We start from the raw sequence: 25,638 nt of genomic DNA on the forward strand, positions 1-25,638 counted from the left end.
TCAATAAGACAATGAAAGGAAACTTGTGGTGGGTGATGACGGAGTCGAACCGCCGACATTCTGCTTGTAAGGCAGACGCTCTACCAACTGAGCTAATCACCCGATGATTTTGGCGCGGCGGACGGGGCTCGAACCCGCGACCCCCGGCGTGACAGGCCGGTACTCTAACCAACTGAGCTACCACCGCGCATCACCGTCAATAAGACAATGAAAGGAAACTTGTGGTGGGTGATGACGGAGTCGAACCGCCGACATTCTGCTTGTAAGGCAGACGCTCTACCAACTGAGCTAATCACCCGTGCTTTTCAGCGAAGCGCGGATTAAACCAAATCCGCGCATGTGGCGCAAGCGCTATTTTTGGAGCGCAGTTCAATACCTTGAATTATCGTATTTTTAATTTTCCGCCCCGCGCCCTTTTCAGCGGGGCACGCTTTATTGTAGTCTCCCGCTTTTTTCAGACGGCCTCTTATGCCCACACTGCCCGCCCTTTCCGCCGCCCTTTCCCGTTTTCAGACGGCCTTGTCGCAGCCTCAGGAGGCACAGCGCGCCGTTTTGCGCGACATTGTGCACTCGGGCGGCGGCAGCCTGTTCGGACGGCGACACGGCTTTTCCCGCATCGGCGGCTACGAAGATTTCGCCCGTGCCGTGCCCGTGTCGGATTATGAGGGCTTGCGCAGCCTGATAGAACGCACCGCGGCGGGCGAAGTGGACGTGCTCACCACGGAAAACCCCGTCTGCTTCGAGGAAACGGGCGGCAGCACGGGCGGCGCGAAACTCGTTCCCTATACCGAAAGCCTCTATGCCGCCTTCCGCCGCGCCGTTCTGCCCTGGCTGGCGGATGTGTGGCGGCGGCGGCCTGCGGCCTTTGCGGGCAGGCTGTTTTTCATCGTCAGCCCCGCCGCGCGCGGCCGCACGCACACCGCAGGCGGCATTCCCATCGGCAGCGGCAGCGATTTGGACTATTTCGGCCGCGAAACCGCTGCCGCGCTCCTGCCGCGCGTGCTGTTTCTGCCCGAGCTGCTGTCGGCGCAAAGCGCGCGGGAATGGCAGCTTGCCTGCGCGCGCCTGCTGCTGGGCGCGGCGGATTTGAGCTTTGTTTCCGTGTGGAGTCCGACCATGCTGCTGCTTTTTGTGCAGACCATGCAGACGCGTCAGGACGATATTCTGGCAACCGTTGCCGACCCGCGCCGCCGCGCCCTGCTCTCCCGCGCCTTGTCGCGCGGCACGCCCGACACCCGCGCCATCTGGCCGCGCCTCGATACCGTCAGCTGCTGGACAAGCCACACCGCCGCCGCGCCCGCCGATGCGCTGCGGCAGCTGTTTCCCCATGTATTTATTGAAGGCAAAGGGCTGCTGGCGACGGAGTTTGCGGGCAGCATTCCGTTTGCTCCGCTGGGGAGGCCGTCTGAAAGGCCGTCTGAAAACGAAAACGGCTTTTCAGACGGCCTCCCCACGCTTCTAGCCATAGACAGCCATTTCTACGAATTTGCCGGCGCCGACGGCATCGTGCCCGCCTGGCAGACGCGCGCAGGCGGCGATTACCGCCTGATTGTCACCACCCAGGGCGGGCTGTACCGCTACGACACGGGCGATTATGTGCGCGTGCACGCGCTGCACAGCGGTGTGCCCGAAATCGAATTTGTCGGACGCGGCAGCCTGAGCAGCGATTTGTGCGGCGAAAAACTCAGCGAAGCCTTTATCCGCACCGCCATGGAAACCGTGTCGCCCGATTTGGCGCAACGCGCCCTGTTGCAGGGCGTGCAGGACAATCCGCCGTATTACCGCCTGCTGTCGGCCGATGCCCAAACCGCGCACCATTCCGCTCTAGCGGCGCGGCTGGACGAAGCCCTTTGCGCCAACCCGCAATACGCCTACGCCCGCCGCACCGGCCAGCTCGCCGCCCTGCGGCTGCACTTCTGCGCCGACCCGCAGGCTTACGCGGCGCGTTTTTTCCGCGCGGAACAGCGGTTTGCCGTGCGCAAAATCCCGCTGCTGCTGCCGCCCGTCGCAAAAGGCGGGGAGGCCGTCTGAAAGCGCGGCTGCGCAGAGTCAATAATGGCAGCGGAAGTTTTCAGACGGCCTCAAAGCCCGCAGAGGCCGTCTGAATTTGCACCACAAGCAGGATATACCGCCCCGCGACGCACGCGGTTTCCGCGTCCCAAAGACAGTTTGAAGAACGAAAAACTGCCTGAAAACGCAGCTTTCAGACGGCCTCAAAACGCATAGAAAACAAAGAAAAAAGGAACAACTCATGAACACTCCCGACACTCCCGCCGCCAACGGCCTGCACAATTACTGGTATATCGCCGCGCGCGAAAAAGACGTGCGCAAAAAGCCGCAGGCCGTGCGGCTTTTCGGGCGGCACTACGCCGTTTTCCATCAGGGCGGCGGCCGCTATGCCGCGCTTGTCGACTGCTGCCCGCACCGCAACGTGCCGCTGTCGATCGGCAAAGTGGAAAACGGCTGCCTCAAATGCGCCTACCACGGCTGGTCGTTCGACGGCGACGGCAGGCTGGCGGAGATTCCCGCCCTGTGCGGCTGCGCCACGCCCGACGTGCGCGTGCCCGCCGTACACTGCACGGCGCAGGACGGCTATGTCTGGCTGTGTATCGGCACGCCCGCCACGCCCGCGCCGCTGCCCTTCGCCTGCATAAACGAAGCGGGCTACACCACCTTCCGCATGAAAACCCGCTTTGCCGCGCCCGTCGACTGGTGCTTGGAAAACTTCCTCGACTGCCCGCACGCGGTGTATGTGCACAACTCCTGGTTCCGCGCCCCCACCGGCAAACCCGTGCGTGCCCTGCTGCGGCGCAATGCCGACGGCGCGCAAATCGAATACGCAAACGAGCCGCGCGAAAAAAGCCTGGTGTGGAAGCTGCTGCAAAACAGCGATACCGAAATGTCGCACACCGACCGCTTCATCGCCCCCGCCACCTCGCGCGTCGACTACCGCTTCTCCGACGGTAAACACTACATCGTCACCTCCTCCTGCACGCCGCTCGACGACGACACCACCGAAGTGCACACCGTCGTCAGCTACCGTTTCGGCCGTCTGAACCCGCTTATCCGCCTCGTTTTCGAGCCGCTGTCGCACTTCATCATCGGCCAGGACGTCGCCATGATGAAACAGCAGCGCGACAATATCGACCGCTTCGGCGGCCGCGCGCGTTTCTGCAACAGCGCCGCCGACCTCCTGATGCCCGAAATCACCTCATGGCGGCAAACCCTCGCCGCAGGCGGAGAACCTGAAGCCGCAGGCATCGTGCGCGAACAGGAGCTGCATTTGTGAAACGCGCCTTTCAGACGGCCTCCCTTGCCATGCTCGCCGCCTCGCTGCTGTTTTATGTCTGGCAAAACCATTTCGCCGCAGCGGGCGGGCAAATCGCCCTGCCCAAAGCCCTGTGGCTGGGCGCAACCGTCCTGTTCTGGCTGGTGCTACCGCCCGCCGTGTTCTGCTCCCAACACGTTTCAGGCCGTCTGAAAGCCGCCTACCTCCTTTTCTGGCTGCCCATGCTCGCCCGCGCCCTCGCCGAAATCGTTTTGATGTACGGCCTCAACCGCTGGCAGTACGCCTACGGCATCGCCCACGACCTGCTCAGCATCGCCATCCTCCTGCCCGCCGCCTGGCTGTGCCGCCGCGAAACCCCGCGCCCGCTCGCCGCCCACCTTGCCGTGATGGCCGCCATGTTCGCCGCCGAAACCTGTTTCGCCGCCTACATCGCCGCCTTCCACCGCCACCACCCGCACGCCAAAGTGTGGTTTATCGGCTGGGAAACGCCGCATCTGGCCAACCAAACCGCCACCGCCCTCCTCCTCGCCGCCCTCGCCTATTGGCTGACCCGTCTGACCCGCAAACTGCCATGAACAAACTCACCACCCGCACCCTCGCCCCGCAAACCCTGTCCGCACAACAAACCGCCGCACTCTACGCCCTCTATGAGCGTTACTACGGCGGCACCACGCCCGAACTCTTCCGCCGCGACCTCGCCGAAAAAGACCACATCCTCCTGCTCGAAGACACAGGCGGGCAGATACGCGGCTTCACCACCCTCAAAACCATCCCCTTCACCGACAACGGCCGCGCCGCCCGCGCCGTTTTCTCCGGCGACACCGTTATCGACCACCGCTTTTGGGGCGAACAAACCCTGCCGCTGGCCTGGTGCGCCCTGGCAGGCCGTCTGAAAGCGCAAATGCCCGACGCCCCGCTCTACTGGCTCCTAATCGTCAAAGGCGACCGCACCTACCGCTACCTCAACGTATTCAGCAAAACCTACTACCCCAACCGCCGCCACCCCACCCCGCCCGACATCCAACAACTCATCGACCGCCTCGCCGCCGACCGCTTCGGCGCGCACTACCACCCCGATAGCGGCCTCGTGCGCTACCCGCAATCGCAAGGCCACCTGAAAAGCGAATGGCTGAACGAAAAAACCGCCGCCCACCCCGAAGCCGCCTACTTCCGCCGCCGCAACCCCCGCCACGCCGAAGGCGAAGAACTCGTCTGTCTCACCCTGCTCGAAGCCGAAAACCTGCGCTCCTTCGCCCTGCGCGGTTTTCTCGACGGACTGGCGCAGGGCGCTTTGTAAACAAGAGCACCGCACCCGTACGGGCAACAAAAGGCCGTCTGAAAACCCCGTTTCGGGTTTCAGACGGCCTTTTCAGACGGCCTGAGACCTTTGCAAAATCCCCCCCAAAATCCCCTAAATTTCCATCAAGACATTTAGGGGATTTCTCATGAGCACCTTCTTCCAACAAACCGCACAAGCCATGATTGCCAAACACATCGACCGCTTCCCACTATTGAAGTTGAATCAGGTGATTGATTGGCAGCCGATCGAGCAGTACCTGAATCGTCAAAGAACCCGTTACCTCCGAGACCACCGCGGTCGTCCCGCCTATCCACTGCTATCCATGTTCAAAGCCGTCCTGCTCGGACAATAGCACAGCCTCTCCGATCCCGAACTCGAACACAGCCTCATCACCCGCATCGATTTCAACCTGTTTTGCCGTTTCGACGAACTGAGCATCCCCGATTACAGCACCTTATGCCGCTACCGTAACCGGCTGGCGCAAGACAAGACCCTGTCCGAATTGCTGGAACTGATTAACCGCCAACTGACCGAAAAAGGCCTAAAAGTAGAGAAAGCATCCGCCGCCGTCATTGACGCCACCATTATTCAAACCGCCGGCAGCAAACAGCGTCAAGCCATAGAAGTCGATGACGAAGGACAAGTCAGCGGTCAAACCACACCGAGTAAAGACAAAGATGCTCGCTGGACAAAGAAAAACGGTTTATACAAACTCGGTTACAAACAACATACCCGTACCGATGAGGAAGGCTATATCGAGAAACTGCACATCACTCCCGCCAATACCCATGAGTGCAATCACCTGTCGCCTTTGTTGGAAGGTCTGACCGAAGATACGACCGTCTATGCCGACAAAGGCTATGACAGTAAGGAAAACCGGCAACATCTGAAAGAACACCAGTTGTTGGACGGCATTATGCGCAAAGCCCACCGCAACCGTCCGCTGACGGAAGCGCAAACCAAACGTAACCGATATTTGTCGAAAACCCGTTATGTGGTCGAACAAAGCTTCGGTACGCTGCACCGTAAATTCCGCTACGCCCGGGCAGCCTATTTTGGGCTGATTAAAGTGAGTGCGCAAAGCCATCTGAAGGCGATGTGTTTAAACCTGTTGAAAGCCGCCAACAGGCTAAGTGTGTCTGTTGCCGCCTAAAAGGCGGCCCGGATGCCTGATTATGGGGCGTCCGGGGAGGATTAAGGGGGTATTTGGGTAAAATCAGGAGTGATTGGGGGCGAAAACAGCCGAAAACCTGTGTTTGGGTTCCGGCTGTCGAAGGAAGGGCTTTTTTGCAAAGGTCTCAAGAAGGCCGTCTGAAACCCCTGAATCAGGGTTTTTCAGACGGCCTTTACCTTTATCGGTGTCGCGGTTCTGACAAGCCTAAGCCTCCAACAACACGCCGCGCGGGAAGGTTTTTTCACAGTAGTGGCATTTGAGTTTGGTTTGCGCGTTTTGCGTTTTCACATAAAAACGGCTTTTCACCGGCTCGCTGCGGCTGGCGCAGTTGGCGTTGGGGCAGCGGAACACTTCGGCGATTTCGTCGGGCAGTTGCAGGCGGCGTTTGGCCACCACTTTGAAATCTTCGATGGTGTTGACCACCGCCTCGGGAGCAAAGAGGGCGAGGCGGTTGGCAGCGGCATCGTCGAAGGAAACACCGGCGATTTTGATGATGTCTTTGCTGCCCTGCGTTTTGCTCGGCAGGTTGAAGCCTACGGTGACGGCGCTGCCGTAGTGCAGTAGTTTGAACTGGCGCAGGATGGCGAGACCGAGTCCGGCGGGGATGTGGTCGATGACGGTGCCTTTTTCGATGGCTTCGACGCTGAGTTTTTTCTGTTCCATGTTTGCTCCTTACACTTCTTCGTTTAACACCAGCGACAGAATCGCCATGCGGGCGTACACGCCGTTGGTGGCCTGCTCAAAATAGTAGGCGTGCGGCGTGGCATCGACGTCGGGGTGGATTTCGTCGACGCGCGGCAGGGGGTGCAAAACGCGCAGATTGGGTTTGGCACCGGCGAGCATGGCGGCATCGAGGTTGAATTTGCCTTGGATTTTGGCGAACTCTTGTTCGTCGAAGCGTTCGCGCTGTACGCGGGTCATGTAAAGAATGTCCGCCCATTCGACGGCTTCTTCGAGACTGCCAAACGTCTGATACGCGCAGCCTTGCACCTCCAGCTCTTCGGTGATGTATTCGGGCATGGCGAGGCTGGGCGGGGAGACGAAGGCAAATTCGCAGCCCCAGCGTTTGAGCGCCTGGCAGAGGGAATGGACGGTGCGGCCGTATTTGAGGTCGCCCGCCATGGCGATTTTGAGGCCGTTCAGACGGCCTTGGGTTTCGTAAATCGTTACCAAATCGAGCAGGGTTTGGCTGGGGTGCTGGTTGGTGCCGTCGCCCGCGTTAATCACGGGCACTTTGGAAAATTCGGCCAACACGCGCGCCGCGCCGTCTTTGGGGTGGCGTTGGATGATGGCGTCGGTGTAGCTGGAGATGATGCGGGCGGTGTCGGCGAGGGTTTCGCCTTTTTTGGCACTGGTATTCGCGCCGTCGGCAAAGCCGATGACTTTGCCGCCGAGCCGCTGCACGGCGGTTTCAAACGACAGCCGCGTACGCGTGGAAGGCTCGAAAAAACACGAGCCGATGAGCCTGCCTTCGAGCAGGTCGCTGCGCGGGTTGGCTTTGAGCTTTAAGGCCGTCTGAAGCAGCAGTTCGAGCTGGGGGGTGGAGAGGTCTGAAATGGAGATGATGTTTTGGCGGTAGAGCGGATTGGGCATGGGATTTCCTTTCCGTGAACTTGCGGCCTTCATGCGGCACGCAAGCGCTAAAAAGCCCGCAGGGCGGGCGGGATGGGAAAAGCGGAACGGCCGCTGCGGGCAGCGGGGAAGGTGCGGCGGGCGGGGCGGTTCTGCATGACGGTGTCCGAAGAAAAAACGGGCGCGATTATCGCATAAGGGGAGGCCGTCTGAAAGCGCGGTTTCCGCTTTGTTCAAACTCCGCTTTCAGACGGCCTGAGCAGCTATTTTTTCAATTCTTTATCCAGCGCCTGCCGTTTGGCGGCGGGCAGTGTGGCGGCGTATTTGTCGACGATGCGGCGGATTTCGGGATACTGCGCCATATTGGAGGCCAGCGACCAGCGGGCGGCCTGGAAGGTAACGGCATTGAAAGCGTCGCCGCGCGTGCGGCGCTCTTTTTTGGCAAACTTGTCGGTCATGCCGGCGTTGTCGGCAACATAGGCGGCGATTTCTTCAACATATTTCGCCTGGCCGGTCACATAAAACGCCACCCAGCGGTCGTCCAGCGAGGCGGGGGAAATCGGGGCGGCGGCCAGCTGCGCGGCGGAGGGGATGTTTGCGATGGATTGGCGCGCCTCTCCATTCAGTTTCAATTGGGTGATGCAGCGGCCGCTGTCGGGTGTGGCCGCCAGTTTGAAAATTGGGGCGATTTTTTCGGCTTTATGGCGCTTTTGCAGGGCGGCGCACCATTTCATCGTCTGCTGCGGCTGCGTGGAGAGCGCACGCCCCGCCCAAACGGACAGGTTGCGGTGGGCTGAGGCTTTATTGTCGGTAATCGGGTCAGACAGAGCCTGATCGGTGAGCGCCAGGGCGCGTTTGAGCTGCGGGTCGGGCGTGCGGTGGTAAACGGTGATGTCCTGCGACCAGTCGCCTGCGGCGGCGACGGCAGGCACGGCGGCAAGGGCAAGCATCAGGACGTGGCGGATTTTGTTCACGTTGTCACTCCGGTGGGTTGGGGAGCGGGATTATGACACCGAAAGAGGCCGTCTGAAAGCGCGTTTTCCGCCGTTTCAGACGGCCTCAAACCTGCTTTCAGACGGCCTGATGCGGTGTACAATCGCGCCCGCACCAACCCCGCCAAAACACCGCCATGAAATTCAAAACCCCGCCCGTCAGCGGCAAATTCATCGCCACCCTGCCGCCGCTTTTATCTGTCGGCATCATCGCCCTGCTGGTCTACCGCTTCCATTTGGAAAAACTCGCCATCCCGCTGGTGTTGGGCGTGATTGCGGGCGGGCTGGTGGATTTGGACAACGCCCTCTCAGGCCGTCTGAAAAACACCGCCGTATCGCTGGCGGCCTTTGCCGCCTCTTCGCTGTCGGTGCAGGCATCGCTGGGCAACACCGCGCTGTTTCTGCCCGTGATGGCGCTTTTGGCCTTTGTCTTCACCATGATAGGCGCCGTCGGCCTGCGCTACCGCACCATCGCCTTCGGCACGCTGGCCGTGGCCGTGTACACCACGCTCACCTACAACCCCGACAGCGCCTCGGCTTGGTATCTCAACCCACTGATGATTCTCTGCGGCGCGGGGCTTTACAGCCTCATCACCCTCGGCCTGCACATTCTGCTGCCGCACCGCCCCGTACAGGAGAGCGTCGCCAACGCCTACACCGCGCTGGGCGGCTACCTCGACGCCAAAGCCTGCTTCTTCGACCCTGACGAAGCCGACGGCATCGAAGAGCGGCAAATCGCCCTGGCCATGAAAAACAACCAAGTCATCCACCATTTCAACCTCTGCCGCAGCGCCCTCTTCTACCGCATGCGTGGCCAGCACCGCCACCCGCGCACCACCCGCATGCTGCGCTACTACTTCGCCGCCCAAGACATCCACGAACGCGCCAGCTCCAGCCACATCAGCTACCGCCAAATGGCCGACAAACTGAAAAACAGCGACCTGATTTTCCGCTTCCTGCGCCTGATGGAACTGCAAGGCCAAGCCTGCCGCGACATCGCCGACAGCCTGCGCGAAGGCCGCACCTACACCCCTGACCCCCGCCTCGCCCGCGCCGGCAAAGGGCTCAAACAGTCCGCCGCCCACTACGCCGCCGAACACCCCGCCGCACCCGAAATGCCCCTGCTGCAACGTTTGGCCGACAACCTGCAAAACATCAACTACCAGCTTGCCAACCTCGACAGCGGTCTACCCGAAGCCGCCGCCGGCGACCTGCGCATCGCCCACCACGACTCGGCCAAACTCAAAGACGCCGCCAAAAGCATCCTCTCCCAGCTCAACACCCGCTCCGCCACCTTCCGCCACGCCGTACGCATGGCGCTGATAGTCGTCGTGTGCGGCCTCATCGTCGAAGTGCTCGACCTCAACTTCGGCTACTGGATACTGCTCACCGCCGTTTTCGTCTGCCAGCCCAACCACTCCGCCACCCAAAGCCGTCTGAAACAACGCATCACCGGCACACTCGGCGGCGTGCTCGTCGGCTCCCTCCTGCCCTACTTCACCCAGTCGCTCGAAGCCAAACTGATGGTCATGACCGCAGGCGTCACCCTCTTCTTCCTCTTCCGCGTCAACAAATACAGCTACTCCACCTTCTTTATCACCATCCAGGCGCTCATCAGCTTCTCCATCGCCGGCTACGACATCACCCAAGCCCTGCCCATGCGCATGGCCGACACCGTTATCGGCTGCCTGCTCGCCTGGGCGGCCGTCTCCTACCTCTGGCCCGACTGGCACTACCTGCAACTGGGTAAAACCGGCGCCGCCGCCGTTGCCGCCGACGCCGCCTACCTGCGCGGCGTACTCCAACGCCTCGAACACGGCGGCGGCGAAGACGTAGACTACCGTGCCGCCCGCCGCCGCAGCCACGAATGCGCCGCCGCCCTCTCCAGCACCCTGTCCGACATGTCGGGCGAGCCGGAAAAATACGGCAGCCGCCTGCAAGACGGCTTCCGCCTGCTCAAAATCAACTACTCCCTCATCGGCTACATCTCCGCCTTGGGCGCCTACCGCGACACCCTGCGCCGCGACCCTGAACACCAACCCTTCCTGCAACGCTACTTTCCCGCCGCCGCCCAAGTCTGCACCCTGATGGAAGACATGCCCGAACTACCCGAAGACGCCTTCCGCCAACGCCTCGCCGACATCCGCGCCGCCATCAAAGACCTGCGCCCGCAGGACGGCGGCGAACAAAGCAGCATCCTCTGGCAGCAGCTCGCCGCCACCGCCGACCTCCTCGAACCCGCCTACCCCGCCCTTAACGGCCAAACCCAAACCACCCCCGACGCGGCAAACGGCGGCGGTAGCGGCGGACAAAGCGCCGTTCGGACGGCCGCAACGGCAGAGGCCGTCTGAAAGCCGAAAGGCCGTCTGAAAAACAGTTTCCGCTTACGGACATCGGTTTTCAGACGGCCTCAGGTTTCAAAAACGACATTCCTGCGTTTATGCCCCGCCCCGAAGGCTTACGGCGGAAGCGGCCTGCCGCGCGGCCAAGCCGCAGACACAGCGCCGCGCAGACATCCCAATCCGTTCCGCTATATAATCGCCGCCTTTCAGACGGCCTCCCGAAAAGGACACCCATGCTGCTGGCGCTCTCCCTCAACGACTTCGTTATCGTCGACAGTCTCGACCTCCAATTCCAACCCGGCTTCACCGTGCTCACCGGCGAAACCGGCGCGGGCAAATCCATCACTCTCGACGCCGTCGGCCTGCTGCTGGGCGACAAGGCCGACTACGCCCAAGTGCGCGGCGGCGCGAAAGAAGCCCGCCTCTCAGCCCTGTTCGACCTCTCCGCAATGCCCGAGCTGCAAAACGAATTGCGCGAACAGGGCTTTTTGGCCGACGATGCCGACGAATTGTCCGTGCGCCGCATCATCGACGCCAAAGGCAAAAGCCGCAGCTACCTCAACGGCCAGGCCGCCACCCTCGCCCAGCTCAAAAGCATCGGCAGCCGCCTGATCGACATCCACGGCCAAAACGCCCACCAGTCGCTCAACCGCGAAGCCGCCCAGCGCGAACTGCTCGACGCCTTCGCCGGCTGCCTGCCGCTGGCGCAGGAAGTCGCCGCCGCCTACCGCGCCCGCCAGTCGGCGCTTGCCGCACTCAAAGCCGCCGAAGAACAGCGCGAGCAGCTGCAAATCGAACGCGAACGCCTCGAATGGCAGCACGGCGAACTCTCCCGCGTCGCCCCCGCCCCCGGCGAATGGGAAAGCCTCAGCCAAAGCCACGACAGCCTCGCCCACGCCGCCGAGCTAGTGCAGACGGCGCGCGAAGTGGAAGACATCATCGACGGCGAACGCGGCCTGCAATACTACGTCTACCGTTGTCAGAAAAACCTCGAAAGCCTCAGCGGCATCGAACCGCGCTTTGCCGAAGCCCTCGAACTGCTCGCCAGCGTCGAAGCCGAACTGGGCGAAGCCGCCGCCGCCGTGCGCGGTGTCGCCTCGCGCACCGAACTCGACCCCGCCGAACTGGCTGCGCAGGAAGAGCGCATGGGCGAACTCATGTCCATGGCGCGCAAATACCGCATCGAGCCGCAGGAGCTGCCCGCCAAGCTCGAAGAAACCGAAGCCGCCCTACAACGCCTCGAAGCTGCCGCCGACACCCAAGCCCTCGAAGCCGCCGCCCGCGAGCGCGACCGCGAATATGCCGAAGTGGCCGAGCGCCTGTCTGCCGAACGCCGCGCCGCCGCCCTGCGCCTGGCCGAAGAAGTCACCGAAAATATGCAGCATCTGGCAATGAAGGGCGCGCAGTTTGCCATTGAACTCGTGCCTGCCTCCCCCACCGCCCACGGCCTCGAACACATCCAATACCAAGTATCCGCCAACAAAGGCAGTCCGCTGCGGCCGCTGAACAAAGTGGCATCGGGCGGCGAACTCGCCCGCATCAGCCTGTCGCTGCAAGTGGCCGCAGGCCGCCACACCCGTATCCCCACCCTGATTTTCGACGAAGTGGACACCGGCATCGGCGGCGGCGTTGCCGAAACCGTCGGCCGCGCCCTGCGCCGCCTCGGCACCGCGCACCAAGTGCTGGCCGTCACCCACCTGCCGCAGGTGGCCGCCTGCGGCGAACACCACTGGCAGGTCAGCAAAAACAGCGACAGTGAACAAACCGTCAGCAGCATCCGCGTACTCGACGAAGCAGGACGCACCGGCGAAATCGCCCGCATGCTCGGCGGCGAAACCATCACCGCCACCACCCTCAGTCACGCCGCCGAAATGCTCGCCAACGCCGCAGAGCGGCCGCATTCGGACACAGAGGCCGTCTGAAAAAATCCGGCCGCCCGCGCCAAACCGTTCAGACGGCCTTGTTGCAAAAGCGCTTAACCAAAACACACCTTTGGGCTACAATGCCGCCCGTTTTTCGATCTGCCGCTTATTTTAGGAATACAAAAACATGACACACGAAACCGCTTTGGGCGCGGCACTCCGTTCCGCCGTGCAGACCATGAGCAAAAAGAAACAGACCGACATGATCGCCGGCCACATCTACGGCAAATACGCAGTCTTCAAACACTTCAAACCCCTCGCACTGGGCATAGACCAAGACCTCGTCGCCGCCATGCCGCAATACGACCCCGCCCTCATCATGCGCGCGCTGGCCAACCACTGCCGCCGCCCGCGCTACCTCAAATCGCTGGCGCGCGGCGGCAAACGCTTCGACTTGAACAACCGCGCCAAAGGCGAAGTGAGCGCCGAAGAACAGACCGTTGCCGCGCAAAACCCGATGGTGAAAGAAGCGCTTGAAAAACAGGCGCAGCGCCAGGCCGAACGCGAAGCGCAGGCCGCCGCAGAACCGGCCGCCCAAACCCCGGCCGCAGAAGCAGTACAGGAAGCCGCCGCAGAATAAAGCCGCCGCAGCGCATCCTGTGAGGCCGTCTGAAAACCTTTCAGACGGCCTTTTGCCGTTCGGACGCCCTCGGGCAAATCGGTTATAATCGCGCCCGTTTTCCCAACCAACCGCACGGTATCCCCATGGCAAACGCCCCGCAGCCGGACAACCGCACCGCCATCCGCCACCGCATCCGCGAAAACGGCATCTACGTCCTGCCCAACTCATTCACCATCGCCGCCCTCTTCTCCGCCTTCTTTGCCATCACCCAAGCCATGCACGGCCTGTTTGAAAACGCCGCCATCGCCGTTTTCATCTCCATGATGCTCGACGGCATGGACGGCCGCGTCGCCCGCTGGACCAACAGCCAGAGCGCCTTCGGCGAACAGCTCGACAGCCTCGCCGACATGGTCAGCTTCGGCGTCGCCCCCGCCCTCATCGCTTACAAATGGCAGCTTTGGCAGTTCGGCCGCTTCGGCTACACCGCCGCCTTCGTCTACTGCGCCTGTGCCGCCCTGCGCCTCGCCCTCTTCAACACCCTTATCGGCAGCGGCAAAGCCGACAAACGCTGGTTTATCGGCGTGCCCAGCCCCACCGCCGCCGCCCTTATCGTTGGCCTGATCTGGGTAAACCACAGCGTCGAAAACTTCCCCGGCGTCAAATGGTGGGCGCTCTTCATCACCCTCTTTGCCGGCCTCTCCATGGTCGTACAAATCCCCTTTTGGAGCTTCAAAGAAATCAACGTGCGCCGCAAAGTGCCGTTTTTCGTGCTCATCCTCGTCATGCTCGCCCTCTTGGCCATGACCCTCAAACCCGCCCTCGCCCTCTTCCTCCTCGCCCTCGGCTACAGCCTCTCCGGTTACATCCACTACGGCTGGCGGCATTGGCGCAAGCGGCAAAAACACAGCACATAAACCCTTTCAGACGGCCAAAGGCCGTCTGAAACCCTTCCGAAAACCACAAAATCAAAACGCCATGAACACAACGCAAACCCCCGAAGTCACCCCAATCGACCGCCCCGTCCTCGTCCCCCCCGGCGGCCATAAAAAAGTCCTGCTCCATTCCTGCTGCGCCCCCTGTTCCGGCGAAGTGATGGAAGCCATGCTCGCCAGCGGCATCGACTACACCATTTACTTCTACAACCCCAACATCCACCCGCTCAAAGAATACATGCTGCGCAAAGAAGAAAATCTGCGCTTTGCCGAAAAATTCGGCATCCCCTTTATCGACAAAGACGACGACTACGAAAACGACCGCAAAGAATGGTTTGCCAAAGCCAAAGGCATGGAGTTCGAGCCCGAACGCGGCATCCGCTGCACCATGTGTTTCGACATGCGCTTTGAAAAAGCCGCCCAATACGCCCACGAACACGGCTTCCCCGTGTTCACCAGCTCGCTGGGCATCTCGCGTTGGAAAAACATGGCGCAAATCAACGACTGCGGCCACCGCGCCGCCGCGCCCTATGACGATTTGGTCTATTGGGATTTCAACTGGCGCAAAGGCGGCGGCAGCGCGCGCATGATAGAAATCAGCAAACGCGAACATTTCTACCAACAGGAATACTGCGGCTGCGCCTACTCCCTGCGCGATTCCAACGCCCACCGCAAATCGCAAGGCCGCATCCCCATCAAACTCGGCGTGCTGTATTACGGCGACCCATCCACCGAATACGAAAACCGCTAAACCCGATAAAGCAGGAGGCCGTCTGAACGTTTCAGACGGCCTCTTGTTGCGGCTGCATCTGCCTGACGGACAAAGGCCGTCTGAAACCCGCGCAATCGGGCTTTCAGACGGCCTCTGTTATGCAAAAGCGCGGCTATTTCTCGGCCACATGGCAGGGAATGCCTGCTTCTTCGAGCTGTTTGGCCACCGGGGCGGCAGGGGCTTCGTCGGTAAAGACGCCGTCGAACTCGGTGACCGAGGCCATGCGCACGAGGGCGGTGCGGCCGGAGTGGCTGCGGTCGACGGCCAGATAGCGCGTGCGGGCATTGGCCATCATCGCCTGCATCACGCTCACTTCTTTGTAGTCGAAATCGAGCAGCGAGCCGTCGCTTTCCATTGCCGCCGCGCCGAGCACGGCGTAGTCGGCCTTGAACTGGTTGATGAAATCCACTGTTGCCACGCCGGTGACGCCGCCGTCGACGGGGCGCACGACGCCGGAGGTGATGATAACGGTGTAGTCGCTGCGGCCGGAAACGAGGGCGGCGACGTGGATGTTGTTGGTGATGATGCGCAGGCTGCTGCGGCTTTTGATCAGGGCGGCGGCCACGGCTTCGATGGTGGCGCCTATGCTCATAAACAGGCTGGCGCCGTCGGGGATGCGTTCGGCAATTAGGTCGGCGATATGGGCTTTTTCGTTTTGGCGGCGGTTTTTCTGCAAAAGATAGGTGTCGTTTTCCGCCGCCTCGCCCAGCGTCGCGCCGCCGTGGTAGCGGCGCAGGAGGCCGCTTTGGCAGAGTTCGCCGATGTCGCGGCGCACGGTTTGCGGTGTAACGTCCAATTCGCGCGCCAGTCCTTCTATCGGCATAAAGCCGTGTTCGCGCACGAGGCGGACGATTTTTTCGTGTCGGTGGATTTTGTGTGCCATGGTGTTTTTCTTTTGGTGTTTAAGTGTTTGCTTTGATTTCGGAAACGTCATTCCCGCACGGGCGGGAACGGCCTGTGTTTGTTTGAGGCCGTCTGAAAAACTTTTCAGTCTTCGGGCTCGAACAAGGCGAAAAAGTCTTCGATATTGTCGGACAGGGTACGCAGAACCAGTTTCGCGTCGTCCCAATAAAACACGGACGGGCGGCTTGGCGAACGGGAGAAATCCATGAAAAACGGGTTGCCCGCGCCGTCGGCGGCGAAACAAACCAGGGTTTTCAGACGGCCTTCTTTTTCTGCGGCACTCATGTCTTCTTCATCGAAGCTGTCGAGAAAAAATGACAGCTCGCGCGCGCCTTCGGCGGCGGTTTCTTCCGGTGTCAGGATGCTGCCGATTTCGCTTTCCAAGGGTTTGCCGAAGGCGTCGCAACCGGCTTTCAGACGGCCTCCGTATTTGAATGCTTCGGCAAAGGCGGCATAGCCTGCGGGAAGGGTGTGTTGTTGTGCGTCCATATCAGGGGTTCCTTACGGCGGCGTTTCTGAAAAAACGCGGATGATAGCAGCACGGCTGCGCCGCGTGTCGGCGGCAGGGCGATTTTTTCAGACGGCCTCAGCCGCCTTCCGCTATCATACGCGCTTTGCTTTTTTCGCCCGACCGCCATGCTGCACACCGACAATCTCACCGCCGCCGCGCCCGAACGCATCATTACCGCGCAAACGCTCTCTTCGCAGGAAGAACAAATCGAACGCGCCCTGCGCCCCAAATTCCTTGCCGACTACATCGGCCAGCACAAGGCCAAAGAACAGCTCGAAATCTTCATCCAGGCGGCGAAAAAACGCGGCGAGGCGCTCGACCACACCCTGTTGTTCGGCCCGCCCGGGCTGGGCAAAACCACCCTCGCCCACATCATCGCCAAAGAACTGGGCGTCAACCTGCGCCAGACCAGCGGCCCCGTGCTCGAACGCGCAGGCGACTTGGCCGCGCTCTTGACCAACCTCGACCCGCACGATGTGCTGTTTATCGACGAAATCCACCGCCTCAGCCCCGTCGTCGAAGAAATCCTCTATCCCGCCCTCGAAGACTACCAACTCGACATCATGATCGGCGAAGGGCCGGCCGCGCGTTCGGTGAAAATCGACCTGCCGCCCTTCACCCTCGTCGGCGCCACCACCCGCGCCGGTATGCTCACCAATCCGCTGCGCGACCGCTTCGGCATCGTCGCCCGCCTCGAGTTCTACAACCATGCCGACCTCTCCACCATCGTTTCCCGCTCCGCCCAGCTTTTGCAGCTCGACATGGACGAAGGCGGCGCGCTGGAAATCGCCCGCCGCAGCCGCGGCACGCCGCGCATCGCCAACCGCCTGTTGCGCCGCGTGCGCGACTACGCCGAAGTGAAAGGCAGCGGCCGCATCGCCGCCGACACTGCCGACGCCGCCCTCTCGCTGCTCGACGTGGACGCCGTCGGGCTGGACGTGATGGACAGGAAATTCCTCGAAGCCGTGCTGCACAAATTCGGCGGCGGCCCCGTCGGCCTCGACAACATCGCCGCCGCCATCGGCGAATCGTCCGACACCATCGAAGACGTGATCGAACCCTACCTTATCCAGCAGGGCTTTCTGCAACGCACCCCGCGCGGCCGCGTCGCCACCGAAATCTGCCGCCTGCATTTCGGTTTGAAAGCGGAATAAGGCCGTCTGAAAACAAAAAACGGAGCAGTCGCCGTGAAACTGAAACTGCCCTATCCGCCCGAAGCCGTCGCCTCGTTTTTCCTTTATGACTACGAATTTATCGACTGCTACGGCTTTATGCGCGACCCGCGCGAATGCCTGGAAAACTACGCCGCCTACGAAGCGGCGGTACGCATACGGTTTTCCGCCCGCGTCCCCGTCGACAAAATGCCAAGCATCCCGATAAACGCCCTGTGGCTGCCGCCTTTCGTCCTCACCGCCGTCTTAAAAGACGGCATCGCCCAATACGAACGGCGGCAGGGCATCAGCTTTGATTACGAACCCGACGCGCCACTCGACAAACGCTGGACGCTGGGCTGCGTGCTGTTCCACCTTAAAGACAGCGAATACACCGGCGGCTCGTCGCTGCTGCTGTCGCCCTTCGAGCTGGACATTCCCCTGTACGGCTTATAGGCCGTCTGAAAACCGCCCGCCGCAAAGCTGCTATAATCCGCGCCGTTTCAGGCCGTCTGAAAAAGCGTTTTCAGACGGCCTCACTATTCAAAACCGGACACCCCATGAAATCCTCGATTTTAGACAAACTGCAAACCCTCGCCGACCGCCTCGAAGAAGTTACCGCGCTGCTCGGTTCGCCCGAAGCCACCGCCGATATGGACAACTACCGCAGGCTCACGTGCGAACACGCCGAGCTGACCCCCGTAGTCGAAACCTTCCAACGCTACACCCAAGCGCAAAACGACATCGCCGACGCGCAAGAAATGCTATCCGACCCCGAAATGAAAGACTTTGCCTTTGAGGAAATCGAAGCGGCCAAAGCGCGCATGGAAACCTTGGACACCGAGTTGCAAAAACTCTTGCTGCCCAAAGACGCCGACGACGACAAAAACATCTTCATAGAAATCCGCGCAGGAACAGGCGGCGACGAAGCCGCGCTGTTTGCCGGCGATTTGCTGCGCATGTACAGTCGCTACGCCGAGCGCAACCGCTGGCAGGTGGAAATCGTCTCCGCCAACGAAAGCGATTTGGGCGGATACAAAGAAGTGATCGTGCGGCTGATCGGGCTGGGCGCATACAGCAAACTCAAATTTGAAAGCGGCGGCCACCGCGTGCAGCGCGTGCCCGCGACCGAAAGCCAAGGGCGCATCCACACATCCGCCTGCACCGTCGCCGTGATGCCCGAAGCGGACGAGTTGGAAGAAATTCAACTCAACCCCGCCGATTTGCGCATTGACACCTTCCGCGCATCGGGCGCGGGCGGCCAGCACATCAACAAAACCGACTCCGCCGTGCGCATCACCCACCTGCCCAGCGGCATGGTAGTCGAATGCCAGGACGGCCGCAGCCAGCACGCCAACAAAGCCCAGGCCATGAGAGTGCTGGCCGCCCGCCTGAACGACGCGCAAAAACGCGAAGCCCAAGCCAAAGAAGCCGCCGAACGCAAATCGCTCATCGGCAGCGGCGACAGAAGCGAGCGCATCCGCACCTACAACTACCCGCAAGGCCGCGTTACCGACCACCGCATCAACCTCACGCTGCACAAACTCGATTTTGTGATGGACGGCGATATGGAAGAGATTACGTCCGCGCTGATTGCCGAGCATCAGGCGGAATTGTTGGCGGCGATGGGGGATTAAACGCAAAGGCCGTCTGAAAACAGATTTGAATGATGGTGAAAAATCAGGAGACAAACATGACTGACTATAAAAAAGCCGGCTGGCTGTTTTGCTGGGGCATGGTTTCTTTGGGCTTGCTGCTGGAAATTCTGATGAATTTTCTGTTGATCTATATAGCGGACGACTGGCGGGTATCGGAAGAGCTGATGATGTGTGCTTGGAGCTGCATTGCCTTTGTCTGTATGTGGCAGCCTCTGCTGGCGCTGCGTTTCAAGCAGGAAAAACTTTTCCGCTGGGGGATTGTGCTGCTGGCCGCGCAGGCTGGCGCCATGTATGCCGCATACATACAGGAAAGCTATGCCGCCACGATGGCCTGCGCCGGAATCTGTGCCGTGTTATTGGCATTTTCAGTTGTGTTGCTGGTGCGGACTGTGCGGCGCCAAACCCCATCCGCCGCCGCGTAATGTTTCAGGCTGCTTTGATCGCGAGATAAACCGATATTTCAGAAGGCTTAAGCTATGCGTCTATCCGAATCTGCCGATTTCATCAATCTCGGTTCCGTCCGCTCCCGAAAATATCCCGTTTACATCCTGCTGCTGGGCGGATTGGTGCTGTGGTAGCTCGCCTGCCTGTCGGAGTTGTTTCACGGCAATGTGTCGCGGCAGTTTCTTGTATTGAGCACCTGCCTGATCCTCAGCTGGAATACACTCGGAGGCCGGTTCCGCACCATGCGCCGCATCCGCTGCGACCAGCGCGGCCAAACCCTGTTGATTGAGCAATTTGTTTGGAAAAATTATCGTGGCAGCCCGAACGCCGTTTTGCACAAGGCGAAATCCGCGCCATCGTTTACGGCGTGCTGTACGGCAACATGGCGCAGATTTGGCCGCGGCCGCAGGAAGGGGAAGACATCCTGTTTGAAGAAAGCATGGATCCGCGCCGCGCCGAAAAATTTGCCCGCAGCCTTGCCGAACGAACCGGCCTGCCGTTTGCCGAACTGCAAAAATAGCTTTTCAGACGGCCTCAACAACCCAACCGAAAGCCCCGCCCATGTCCCCCACCTTCCGCCGCCACAAAAAACTGCACAAACAAGCCTACGCCGCCTTCGACAGCGGCGAACTGGCGCAGGCCGCCGGATACTTCGCCAAGCTGGTCAAACGCTTCCCCGACGACAGCGGCTACCACTACATGCAGGGCTTAACCGCCAAAAACCGCCTCGACTGGCACACCGCCCTCGCCGCCAACCTGCGCGCCATCGAATGCGCCGAAGCATTCAACGAAGCCGCCCACTGGAACGCCGCCATCGCCGCCACCGCCCTGCACGACTGGCACACCGTCCGCCGAATGTGGGCAGCCTGCGGCATCGCCATCCCCGAAGGCAGCGGCGAAATCCGCGCCGACTTCGGCATCGCTGTTATCCGCCTCAACCCGTGGGCAGACGGCGAAACCGTGTACGCCTGCCGCATCGACCCCGTCCGCGCCCGAATCATCAACGTGCCGCTGCCCGAAAGCGGCTGGCGTTTCGGCGACATCGCCCTGCACGACGGCGCACCCACCGGCACCCGAGACGACGGACAAGGCGGCGAAGTCCACGTATTCAACGCCTTTGAATGCTGGAGGCCGTCTGAAACCCCGACCCACACCGCCTTCGTCCGCTGCCCCGCCGCCGCAGACGCACACGCGCTCACCGAACTGCTGGAACAGCACGGCTGGACGGCCGAAGACTGGACGCACAGCCTGCGCTATCTCTGCCTGCGTTGCAGCTACGGCATCCCGCACGAACACACGGACGCCGCCCCGAGCGTAGAGCAGGCCGACACTTGGCAGACCGAGCGCAGCATCGGCATCACCGCCCCCGCCGCCCAATCTGCCGAACTGGAAACTGCCCTGCAAAACTGGGCATCCGCCGCCGCAGGTCGCGCATTCTCCGAACTCTGCCGGCAAGACTATACCCCACCCGCACGGCAGGACGGCAAGGTCTGGTGGGTTTGGCATGAAGATTGATTAAAGGCCGTCTGAAAAACCGCTGCCGTTTTCAGAAACATCATTCCCGCACAGGCCGCAACGGCCTCCGCCACCTGTTTTTCAAACCATCCGACACCGAAAGGAACATCCGTGAACCAAGCAGCCAAACTCCTCCTCGCCGCCCTGCTCTGCGCCGCCCCCGCCGCGCAGGCCGACACCCCCGTCGAAATCGACACCAGCCACGGCAAAATCAAACTCTCGCTCGACGAAAAACGCGCGCCGAAAACCGTCGCCAACTTCGTGCGCTACGCCCACAGCGGCTTCTACGACAACACCGTCTTCCACCGCGTTATCGACGGCTTCATGATCCAGGGCGGCGGCTTCACCGCCGACATGGCGCAGAAAGCCACCGAAAAAGCCGTGCCCAACGAAGCGGCCAACGGCCTGAAAAACACCGCCGGCACCATCGCCATGGCGCGCACCGGCAACCCGCATTCGGCCACCAGCCAGTTTTTCATCAACCTCGCCGACAACCCCAACCTCGACCACAAAAACACCACACCCGAAGGCTACGGCTATGCCGTGTTCGGCAAAGTCACCTCGGGCATGGACGTTGTGCGTGCCATCGGCAAAGTGAAAACCGGCGACCACGGCTTCCACCAAAACGTCCCCGACAAACCCGTCGTGATCCGCAAAGTCACCGTTTTGCAGTAAACAACCAGGCAAAAGGCCGTCTGAAAGCCCCGTTCCGTCTTTCAGACGGCCTGTTTTGTTTTTTCAGACGGCCTCAAACCCTTTTTTCCGCAGCAAAACATTGACCGACTGCGGCAAAACACGGATAATCCGTCGCTTTCGTCGGCACTGCCCGGCCAAACCGAATCCCGCCGCCGCGCACAAGGCGCGGCTTTGTTAGGAGGTGATGTGTCCCTCACGGCGCGTAACCCGCCCTGCCCCGCCGCAGAAAGCGTTACCGAACCCCATTTGACCCGCCGTCGCCCTTTTCAGACGGCCTCACAGAATTTAAAGGAAACAAAATGCCTACAATCAAAGTTAAAGAAAACGAACCCTTCGAAGTTGCCATGCGCCGTTTCAAACGCGCCATCGAAAAAACCGGTCTCTTGACCGAACTGCGCGCCCGTGAAGCCTACGAAAAACCGACTACCGAACGCAAACGCAAAAAAGCCGCCGCTGCCAAACGCCTGCAAAAACGCCTGCGCAGCCAGCAGCTGCCGCCGAAAATGTACTGATTCCGACGGCTTTACCGTTCCGACACCGCGCCTTTCGTTTGGCGCGGTGTTTTTCTATAATGCGCCCTCCCCAACGAGACAAGGAAACCCGAAATGTCCCTGAAACAGCAAATCAACGAAGACATGAAAACCGCCATGCGTGCCAAAGACCAAACCGCGCTCGGCACCATCCGCCTCATCAACGCCGCCGTCAAACAGTTTGAAGTAGACGAACGCGCCGAAGCCGACGACGCGCGTATCACCGCCATCCTCGGCAAAATGATCAAACAGCGCAAAGACAGCGCGAAAATCTACGCCGAAGCCGGACGGCAGGATCTGGCCGACAAAGAAAATGCCGAAATCGCCGTACTGAACCGCTACCTGCCCGAAATGCTTTCCGCCGAAGCAATAGCCGCCGAAGTAGCTGCCGCCGTTGCCGAAACCGGCGCATCCTCGCCCGCCGACATGGGCAAAGTGATGGGCGTACTCAAAGCCAAGCTCGCAGGCAAAGCCGATATGGGCGAAGTGAACAAAGCCGTCAAAGCCACCCTGTCGCAATAAACTCCGAGTCCGTTCCCGCTTGCGCGGGAATGACGTTTCCGAAAACAGCTTCAATGCGCTTGAAACCTTCCCGCATCCGCACTACTGTCATCGGATGTTCAGACCGCCTCCCGCCACACGCACAAGGACCGCACCATGCGTCAATCCTCTCTCTTCTTCCCGCTGTTGCTGATTAGCATCGGCGCAATGTGGTTTCTCAAAACCACCGACATTCTGCCCGCCACCTCCACCCTGATCGCCATCGGCCTGGCCGCCTTCGGCCTCCTCGTGCTGCTGGCCGACGGCATCAACAAACAGTCCGTCGTTGCCGGCCCCCTACTGATGTACTGCGGCGCTGCGCTCTATTTGGGCAGCGAATACTCAATCGACACCTCCCCCCTCGTCGCCTTCGGTATGATCCTCCTCGGCTGCCTGCTCCTGCTCTCGCGCAGCAGCCTCATCCCTTACAAAAGCGCCCATAAGCCGCCCGTGCAGTAACTTTTGAGAGGGTACACAAAAGGCCGTCTGAAAACCCCGTTTCGGGCTTTCAGACGGCCTTTGCTGCGGGCGGCTGTCTCAAATCGGCATAAAGCCCTTCCTTCGACAGCCGGAACCCAAACGCAGGTTTTCGGCTGTTTTCGCCCCCAATCACTCCTGATTTTACCCAAATACCCCCTTAATCCTCCCCGGACGCCCCATAATCAGGCATCCGGGCCGCCTTTTAGGCGGCAACAGACACACTTAGCCTGTTGGCGGCTTTCAACAGGTTTAAACACATCGCCTTCAGATGGCTTTGCGCACTCACTTTAATCAGCCCAAAATAGGCTGCCCGGGCGTAGCGGAATTTACGGTGCAGCGTCCCGAAGCTCTGTTCGACCACATAACGGGTTTTCGACAAATATCGGTTACGTTTGGTTTGCGCTTCCGTCAGCGGACGGTTGCGGTGGGCTTTGCGCATAATGCCGTCCTGTAGCCGATGTTCTTTCAGATGTTGCCGGTTTTCCGCACTGTCGTAGCCTTTATCGGCATAGACGGTCGTACCTTCGGTTAGGCCTTCCAACAAAGGGGACAGATGGTTGCACTCATGGGTATTGGCGGGGGTGATGTGCAGTTTCCCGATATAGCCTTCCTCATCGGTGCGGGTATGTTGTTTGTAACCGAGTTTGTAGAGGCCGTTTTTCTTTGTCCAACGGGCATCTTTATCTTTGCTCGGTGTGGTTTGACCGCTGACTTGTCCTTCGTCATCGACTTCTATGGCCTGACGCTGTTTGCTGCCGGCGGTTTGAATAATGGTGGCGTCAATGACGGCGGCGGATGCTTTCTCTACTTTTAGGCCTTTTTCGGTCAGTTGGCGGTTAATCAGTTTTAGCAATTCGGACAGAGTGTCGTCTTGCGCCAGCCGGTTGCGGTAGCGGCATAAGGTGCTGTAATCGGGGATGCTCAGTTCGTCAAAACGGCAAAACAGGTTGAAATCGATGCGGGTGATGAGGCTGTGTTCGAGTTCGGGATCGGAGAGGCTGTGCCATTGTTCGAGCAGGACGGCTTTGAACATGGATAGCAGTGGATAGGCGGGACGGCCGCGGTGGTCTCTAAGGTAACGGGTTCTTTGATGATTCAGGTACTGTTCGATCGGCTGCCAATCAATCACTTGATCCAACTTCAATAGTGGGAAGCGGTTGATGTGTTTGGCAATCATGGCTTGTGCGGTTTGCTGGAACATGGAAAATCCCCTAAATGTCTTGGTGGGAATTTAGGGGATTTTGGGGGGATTTTGCAAAGGTCTCATATAGGACAAAAAAGGTGCTAAAAATCGCTGCAAGCCTTATGCTGCAAGGCTTTAAGCGGGGTCAAAACCTTTGAACACAAAAAATGCTTTTTCTGCGGCTCAAAACAGGTCAAAAAAAACGGCAGACAAAACGGCAAACAACGTTACAAATGCCACAGCTGCGGCAAACGTTTCAGTGGTGGCAAAAACATCAATCCGCAACAACTCTGGCACGCTTACACCGCAAGCAAATAAACCGCAGCGTAGCTGGCAGCTGCTCATCATTGCAGCAGCAAAACCATTTTTCGCCATCTCAAAAAGGCAGCTCCCAAGGCACAGTTTGCCGCGCCCCAATGTGCCAACATCGTGATGGACACCACTTACTTCGGGTGCCGTTTCGGCGTCATGGTTTTGTTCGACAGCATCAGCGGCAAAGCGCTTTCGGTTACCGAAGTCAAAAACGAAAACAACGCCCTTTACGCCGAAGCCATCGGCAGTCTGAAAGCCAAAGGCATTGAAATACTAAAGCATCGTTTGCGACGGCCGTAAAGGTCTGCCGCAGTTATTCCCCGATATTCCCGTGCAACTATGCCATTTTCACCAAGTCAAAACCGTCGGCCGCTACCTGACGCGCAACCCGCAAACGGCTGCGGGCAAAGAGCTGTGGCACTTGTCACTGACGCTAAAAAACAGCCGCAGAGCCGACTTTGAAAGCAGCCTGAAAGCATGGTTCGAACGGCACAAAGACTTCTTCAACGAACGCACGAAGAATCCCGAAACGGGCAAATCCCACTACACCCATCCCAGACTACGCAGCGCCTATTTCAGCCTGAAACGGAACATCGGCAACCTGTTTGTGTTTGAGGAACATCCCGATTTGAGCATCCCAAACACCACCAATCTGCTTGATGGCGCATTTGCCGGATTAAAGCGGCATTTGGAGTGTCATCACGGCATGCGGATAGCAAATAATGTTCGCTTTATTAAAGATTGTTTCTCTATCTCTAGGGGCTGTTGACATTCAATTTTTCACAGTATCATACAGATATGACCAGATATACCCTATCCGATGCCCAGTGGGCAGCCATCGAACCGCTTTGTCCGGGT

General features: G+C 60.0%; 29 protein-coding genes, 3 tRNA genes and 1 pseudogene. 22 read left to right on the plus strand and 11 right to left on the minus strand.

Going from position 1 to position 25,638, the window contains the following annotated elements:
• Positions 1-26: 26 nt before the first annotated feature.
• From ACLD9W_RS08480 to ACLD9W_RS08490, 3 genes are all read right to left on the minus strand, one after another.
• Positions 27-102, minus strand: a tRNA-Val gene (locus ACLD9W_RS08480).
• 8 nt (positions 103-110) lie between these two features.
• Positions 111-187: transfer RNA gene (locus tag ACLD9W_RS08485), tRNA-Asp, on the minus strand.
• A 35-nt stretch (positions 188-222) separates the two neighbouring features.
• Positions 223-298 (minus strand) — tRNA-Val (locus tag ACLD9W_RS08490).
• A 170-nt stretch (positions 299-468) separates the two neighbouring features.
• On the opposite strand from ACLD9W_RS08490, the gene ACLD9W_RS08495 reads away from it, so the two are divergent.
• The 5 genes and pseudogenes from ACLD9W_RS08495 to ACLD9W_RS08515 all read left to right on the plus strand — a co-directional run bounded on the left by ACLD9W_RS08495 (position 469) and on the right by ACLD9W_RS08515 (position 5,742).
• Positions 469-2,031, plus strand: coding sequence for a GH3 auxin-responsive promoter family protein (locus tag ACLD9W_RS08495; protein ID WP_410841623.1), 1,563 nt, complete (start codon positions 469-471; stop codon positions 2,029-2,031).
• A 220-nt stretch (positions 2,032-2,251) separates the two neighbouring features.
• Entirely contained in the window at positions 2,252-3,289 is a 1,038-nt protein-coding gene (locus ACLD9W_RS08500; RefSeq protein ID WP_410841624.1) for a Rieske 2Fe-2S domain-containing protein, read from the plus strand.
• Positions 3,286-3,864, plus strand: coding sequence for a hypothetical protein (locus tag ACLD9W_RS08505; RefSeq protein WP_410841625.1), 579 nt, complete (start codon positions 3,286-3,288; stop codon positions 3,862-3,864). Before ACLD9W_RS08500 ends, ACLD9W_RS08505 begins: the two co-directional genes overlap by 4 nt.
• Positions 3,861-4,586 carry a hypothetical protein gene (locus tag ACLD9W_RS08510; RefSeq protein WP_410841626.1) on the plus strand — a complete coding sequence of 242 codons (726 nt, stop codon included), beginning with the start codon at positions 3,861-3,863 and terminating at the stop codon, positions 4,584-4,586. The genes ACLD9W_RS08505 and ACLD9W_RS08510 overlap by 4 nt, the downstream gene beginning before the upstream one ends.
• Before the next feature lie 148 nt (positions 4,587-4,734).
• Positions 4,735-5,742 (plus strand): annotated as a pseudogene (locus ACLD9W_RS08515) (IS5 family transposase).
• A 225-nt stretch (positions 5,743-5,967) separates the two neighbouring features.
• On the opposite strand, the gene pyrI reads toward ACLD9W_RS08515, so the two are convergent.
• The 4 genes from pyrI to ACLD9W_RS08535 form a co-directional block, all read right to left on the minus strand.
• A complete protein-coding gene (pyrI, locus tag ACLD9W_RS08520; RefSeq protein ID WP_410841627.1) occupies positions 5,968-6,426 on the minus strand; it encodes an aspartate carbamoyltransferase regulatory subunit in 459 nt (152 codons plus the stop codon).
• A 9-nt stretch (positions 6,427-6,435) separates the two neighbouring features.
• Positions 6,436-7,356 (minus strand): aspartate carbamoyltransferase, encoded by a 921-nt coding sequence (pyrB, locus tag ACLD9W_RS08525; RefSeq protein WP_410841628.1) that lies wholly within the window; start codon positions 7,354-7,356, stop codon positions 6,436-6,438.
• 242 nt (positions 7,357-7,598) lie between these two features.
• Positions 7,599-8,309 carry a hypothetical protein gene (locus tag ACLD9W_RS08530; RefSeq protein WP_410841629.1) on the minus strand — a complete coding sequence of 237 codons (711 nt, stop codon included), beginning with the start codon at positions 8,307-8,309 and terminating at the stop codon, positions 7,599-7,601.
• Positions 8,306-8,431 carry a hypothetical protein gene (locus ACLD9W_RS08535; protein WP_410841630.1) on the minus strand — a complete coding sequence of 42 codons (126 nt, stop codon included), beginning with the start codon at positions 8,429-8,431 and terminating at the stop codon, positions 8,306-8,308. The genes ACLD9W_RS08530 and ACLD9W_RS08535 overlap by 4 nt, the downstream gene beginning before the upstream one ends.
• 33 nt (positions 8,432-8,464) lie before the next feature.
• Between ACLD9W_RS08535 and yccS the strand changes: the two genes are divergently transcribed.
• The 5 genes from yccS to ACLD9W_RS08560 all read left to right on the plus strand — a co-directional run bounded on the left by yccS (position 8,465) and on the right by ACLD9W_RS08560 (position 14,836).
• Entirely contained in the window at positions 8,465-10,678 is a 2,214-nt protein-coding gene (gene yccS / locus ACLD9W_RS08540; protein ID WP_410841631.1) for a YccS family putative transporter, read from the plus strand.
• 224 nt (positions 10,679-10,902) lie between these two features.
• On the plus strand, positions 10,903-12,591 hold the full coding sequence (recN, locus tag ACLD9W_RS08545; protein WP_410841632.1) for a DNA repair protein RecN: 1,689 nt from the start codon (positions 10,903-10,905) through the stop codon (positions 12,589-12,591).
• A 127-nt stretch (positions 12,592-12,718) separates the two neighbouring features.
• Positions 12,719-13,171: a ProQ/FINO family protein gene (locus tag ACLD9W_RS08550; RefSeq protein ID WP_410841633.1), complete on the plus strand. Its 453-nt coding sequence runs from the start codon at positions 12,719-12,721 to the stop codon at positions 13,169-13,171.
• 125 nt (positions 13,172-13,296) lie between these two features.
• Positions 13,297-14,067, plus strand: coding sequence for a CDP-diacylglycerol--serine O-phosphatidyltransferase (gene pssA / locus ACLD9W_RS08555; protein ID WP_410841634.1), 771 nt, complete (start codon positions 13,297-13,299; stop codon positions 14,065-14,067).
• A gap of 61 nt (positions 14,068-14,128) precedes the next feature.
• Positions 14,129-14,836 carry an epoxyqueuosine reductase QueH gene (locus tag ACLD9W_RS08560; RefSeq protein WP_410841635.1) on the plus strand — a complete coding sequence of 236 codons (708 nt, stop codon included), beginning with the start codon at positions 14,129-14,131 and terminating at the stop codon, positions 14,834-14,836.
• Between the two features lie 133 nt (positions 14,837-14,969).
• On the opposite strand, the gene ACLD9W_RS08565 is transcribed toward ACLD9W_RS08560, so the two are convergent.
• The gene (locus ACLD9W_RS08565) at positions 14,970-15,740 is read right to left on the minus strand and encodes a DeoR/GlpR family DNA-binding transcription regulator (RefSeq protein ID WP_410841636.1); all 771 of its coding nucleotides are present in this window, start codon (positions 15,738-15,740) and stop codon (positions 14,970-14,972) included.
• A gap of 104 nt (positions 15,741-15,844) precedes the next feature.
• Entirely contained in the window at positions 15,845-16,249 is a 405-nt protein-coding gene (locus ACLD9W_RS08570) for an SMI1/KNR4 family protein (protein WP_410841637.1), read from the minus strand.
• Between the two features lie 147 nt (positions 16,250-16,396).
• Here ACLD9W_RS08570 and ruvB point away from each other — a divergent pair, with 147 nt between their 5' ends.
• The 10 genes from ruvB to ACLD9W_RS08620 all read left to right on the plus strand — a co-directional run bounded on the left by ruvB (position 16,397) and on the right by ACLD9W_RS08620 (position 23,264).
• On the plus strand, positions 16,397-17,425 hold the full coding sequence (gene ruvB, locus ACLD9W_RS08575) for a Holliday junction branch migration DNA helicase RuvB (protein WP_009425164.1): 1,029 nt from the start codon (positions 16,397-16,399) through the stop codon (positions 17,423-17,425).
• Between the two features lie 33 nt (positions 17,426-17,458).
• Positions 17,459-17,878: a hypothetical protein gene (locus tag ACLD9W_RS08580; protein WP_410841638.1), complete on the plus strand. Its 420-nt coding sequence runs from the start codon at positions 17,459-17,461 to the stop codon at positions 17,876-17,878.
• Positions 17,879-17,982: 104 nt separating this feature from the next.
• Positions 17,983-19,059, plus strand: a complete 1,077-nt coding sequence (gene prfA, locus ACLD9W_RS08585; RefSeq protein WP_410841639.1) for a peptide chain release factor 1 — start codon at positions 17,983-17,985, stop codon at positions 19,057-19,059.
• A 56-nt stretch (positions 19,060-19,115) separates the two neighbouring features.
• Entirely contained in the window at positions 19,116-19,502 is a 387-nt protein-coding gene (locus ACLD9W_RS08590; protein ID WP_410841640.1) for a hypothetical protein, read from the plus strand.
• 320 nt (positions 19,503-19,822) lie between these two features.
• Positions 19,823-20,044 carry a hypothetical protein gene (locus tag ACLD9W_RS08595; protein WP_410841641.1) on the plus strand — a complete coding sequence of 74 codons (222 nt, stop codon included), beginning with the start codon at positions 19,823-19,825 and terminating at the stop codon, positions 20,042-20,044.
• A gap of 41 nt (positions 20,045-20,085) precedes the next feature.
• On the plus strand, positions 20,086-21,039 hold the full coding sequence (locus tag ACLD9W_RS08600) for a hypothetical protein (protein ID WP_410841642.1): 954 nt from the start codon (positions 20,086-20,088) through the stop codon (positions 21,037-21,039).
• A 111-nt stretch (positions 21,040-21,150) separates the two neighbouring features.
• The gene (locus tag ACLD9W_RS08605; RefSeq protein ID WP_410841643.1) at positions 21,151-21,714 is read left to right on the plus strand and encodes a peptidylprolyl isomerase; all 564 of its coding nucleotides are present in this window, start codon (positions 21,151-21,153) and stop codon (positions 21,712-21,714) included.
• A 320-nt stretch (positions 21,715-22,034) separates the two neighbouring features.
• Complete coding sequence (gene rpsU / locus ACLD9W_RS08610) at positions 22,035-22,247, plus strand: 30S ribosomal protein S21 (RefSeq protein WP_009425158.1); 213 nt, start codon at positions 22,035-22,037, stop codon at positions 22,245-22,247.
• Positions 22,248-22,340: 93 nt separating this feature from the next.
• Positions 22,341-22,787 carry a GatB/YqeY domain-containing protein gene (locus ACLD9W_RS08615; RefSeq protein ID WP_410841644.1) on the plus strand — a complete coding sequence of 149 codons (447 nt, stop codon included), beginning with the start codon at positions 22,341-22,343 and terminating at the stop codon, positions 22,785-22,787.
• Positions 22,788-22,922: 135 nt separating this feature from the next.
• Positions 22,923-23,264, plus strand: a complete 342-nt coding sequence (locus ACLD9W_RS08620; protein ID WP_410841645.1) for a hypothetical protein — start codon at positions 22,923-22,925, stop codon at positions 23,262-23,264.
• 223 nt (positions 23,265-23,487) lie between these two features.
• Here ACLD9W_RS08620 and ACLD9W_RS08625 read toward each other — a convergent pair whose 3' ends face one another.
• Positions 23,488-24,486 (minus strand): IS5 family transposase, encoded by a 999-nt coding sequence (locus ACLD9W_RS08625; RefSeq protein ID WP_410841646.1) that lies wholly within the window; start codon positions 24,484-24,486, stop codon positions 23,488-23,490.
• Between the two features lie 165 nt (positions 24,487-24,651).
• Positions 24,652-24,843, minus strand: coding sequence for a hypothetical protein (locus tag ACLD9W_RS08630; RefSeq protein ID WP_410841647.1), 192 nt, complete (start codon positions 24,841-24,843; stop codon positions 24,652-24,654).
• Positions 24,844-24,900: 57 nt separating this feature from the next.
• Between ACLD9W_RS08630 and ACLD9W_RS08635 the strand changes: the two genes are divergently transcribed.
• Together ACLD9W_RS08635 and ACLD9W_RS08640 are read left to right on the plus strand one after the other, a co-directional pair.
• Positions 24,901-25,080 (plus strand): hypothetical protein, encoded by a 180-nt coding sequence (locus ACLD9W_RS08635; protein ID WP_410841648.1) that lies wholly within the window; start codon positions 24,901-24,903, stop codon positions 25,078-25,080.
• 31 nt (positions 25,081-25,111) lie between these two features.
• Positions 25,112-25,549 carry a hypothetical protein gene (locus ACLD9W_RS08640; RefSeq protein ID WP_410841649.1) on the plus strand — a complete coding sequence of 146 codons (438 nt, stop codon included), beginning with the start codon at positions 25,112-25,114 and terminating at the stop codon, positions 25,547-25,549.
• The last annotated feature ends 89 nt before the right edge of the window (positions 25,550-25,638 follow it).

This window comes from Neisseria sp. WLZKY-1 (assembly GCF_046546535.1).
In the GTDB taxonomy this organism is placed as follows: domain Bacteria; phylum Pseudomonadota; class Gammaproteobacteria; order Burkholderiales; family Neisseriaceae; genus Neisseria.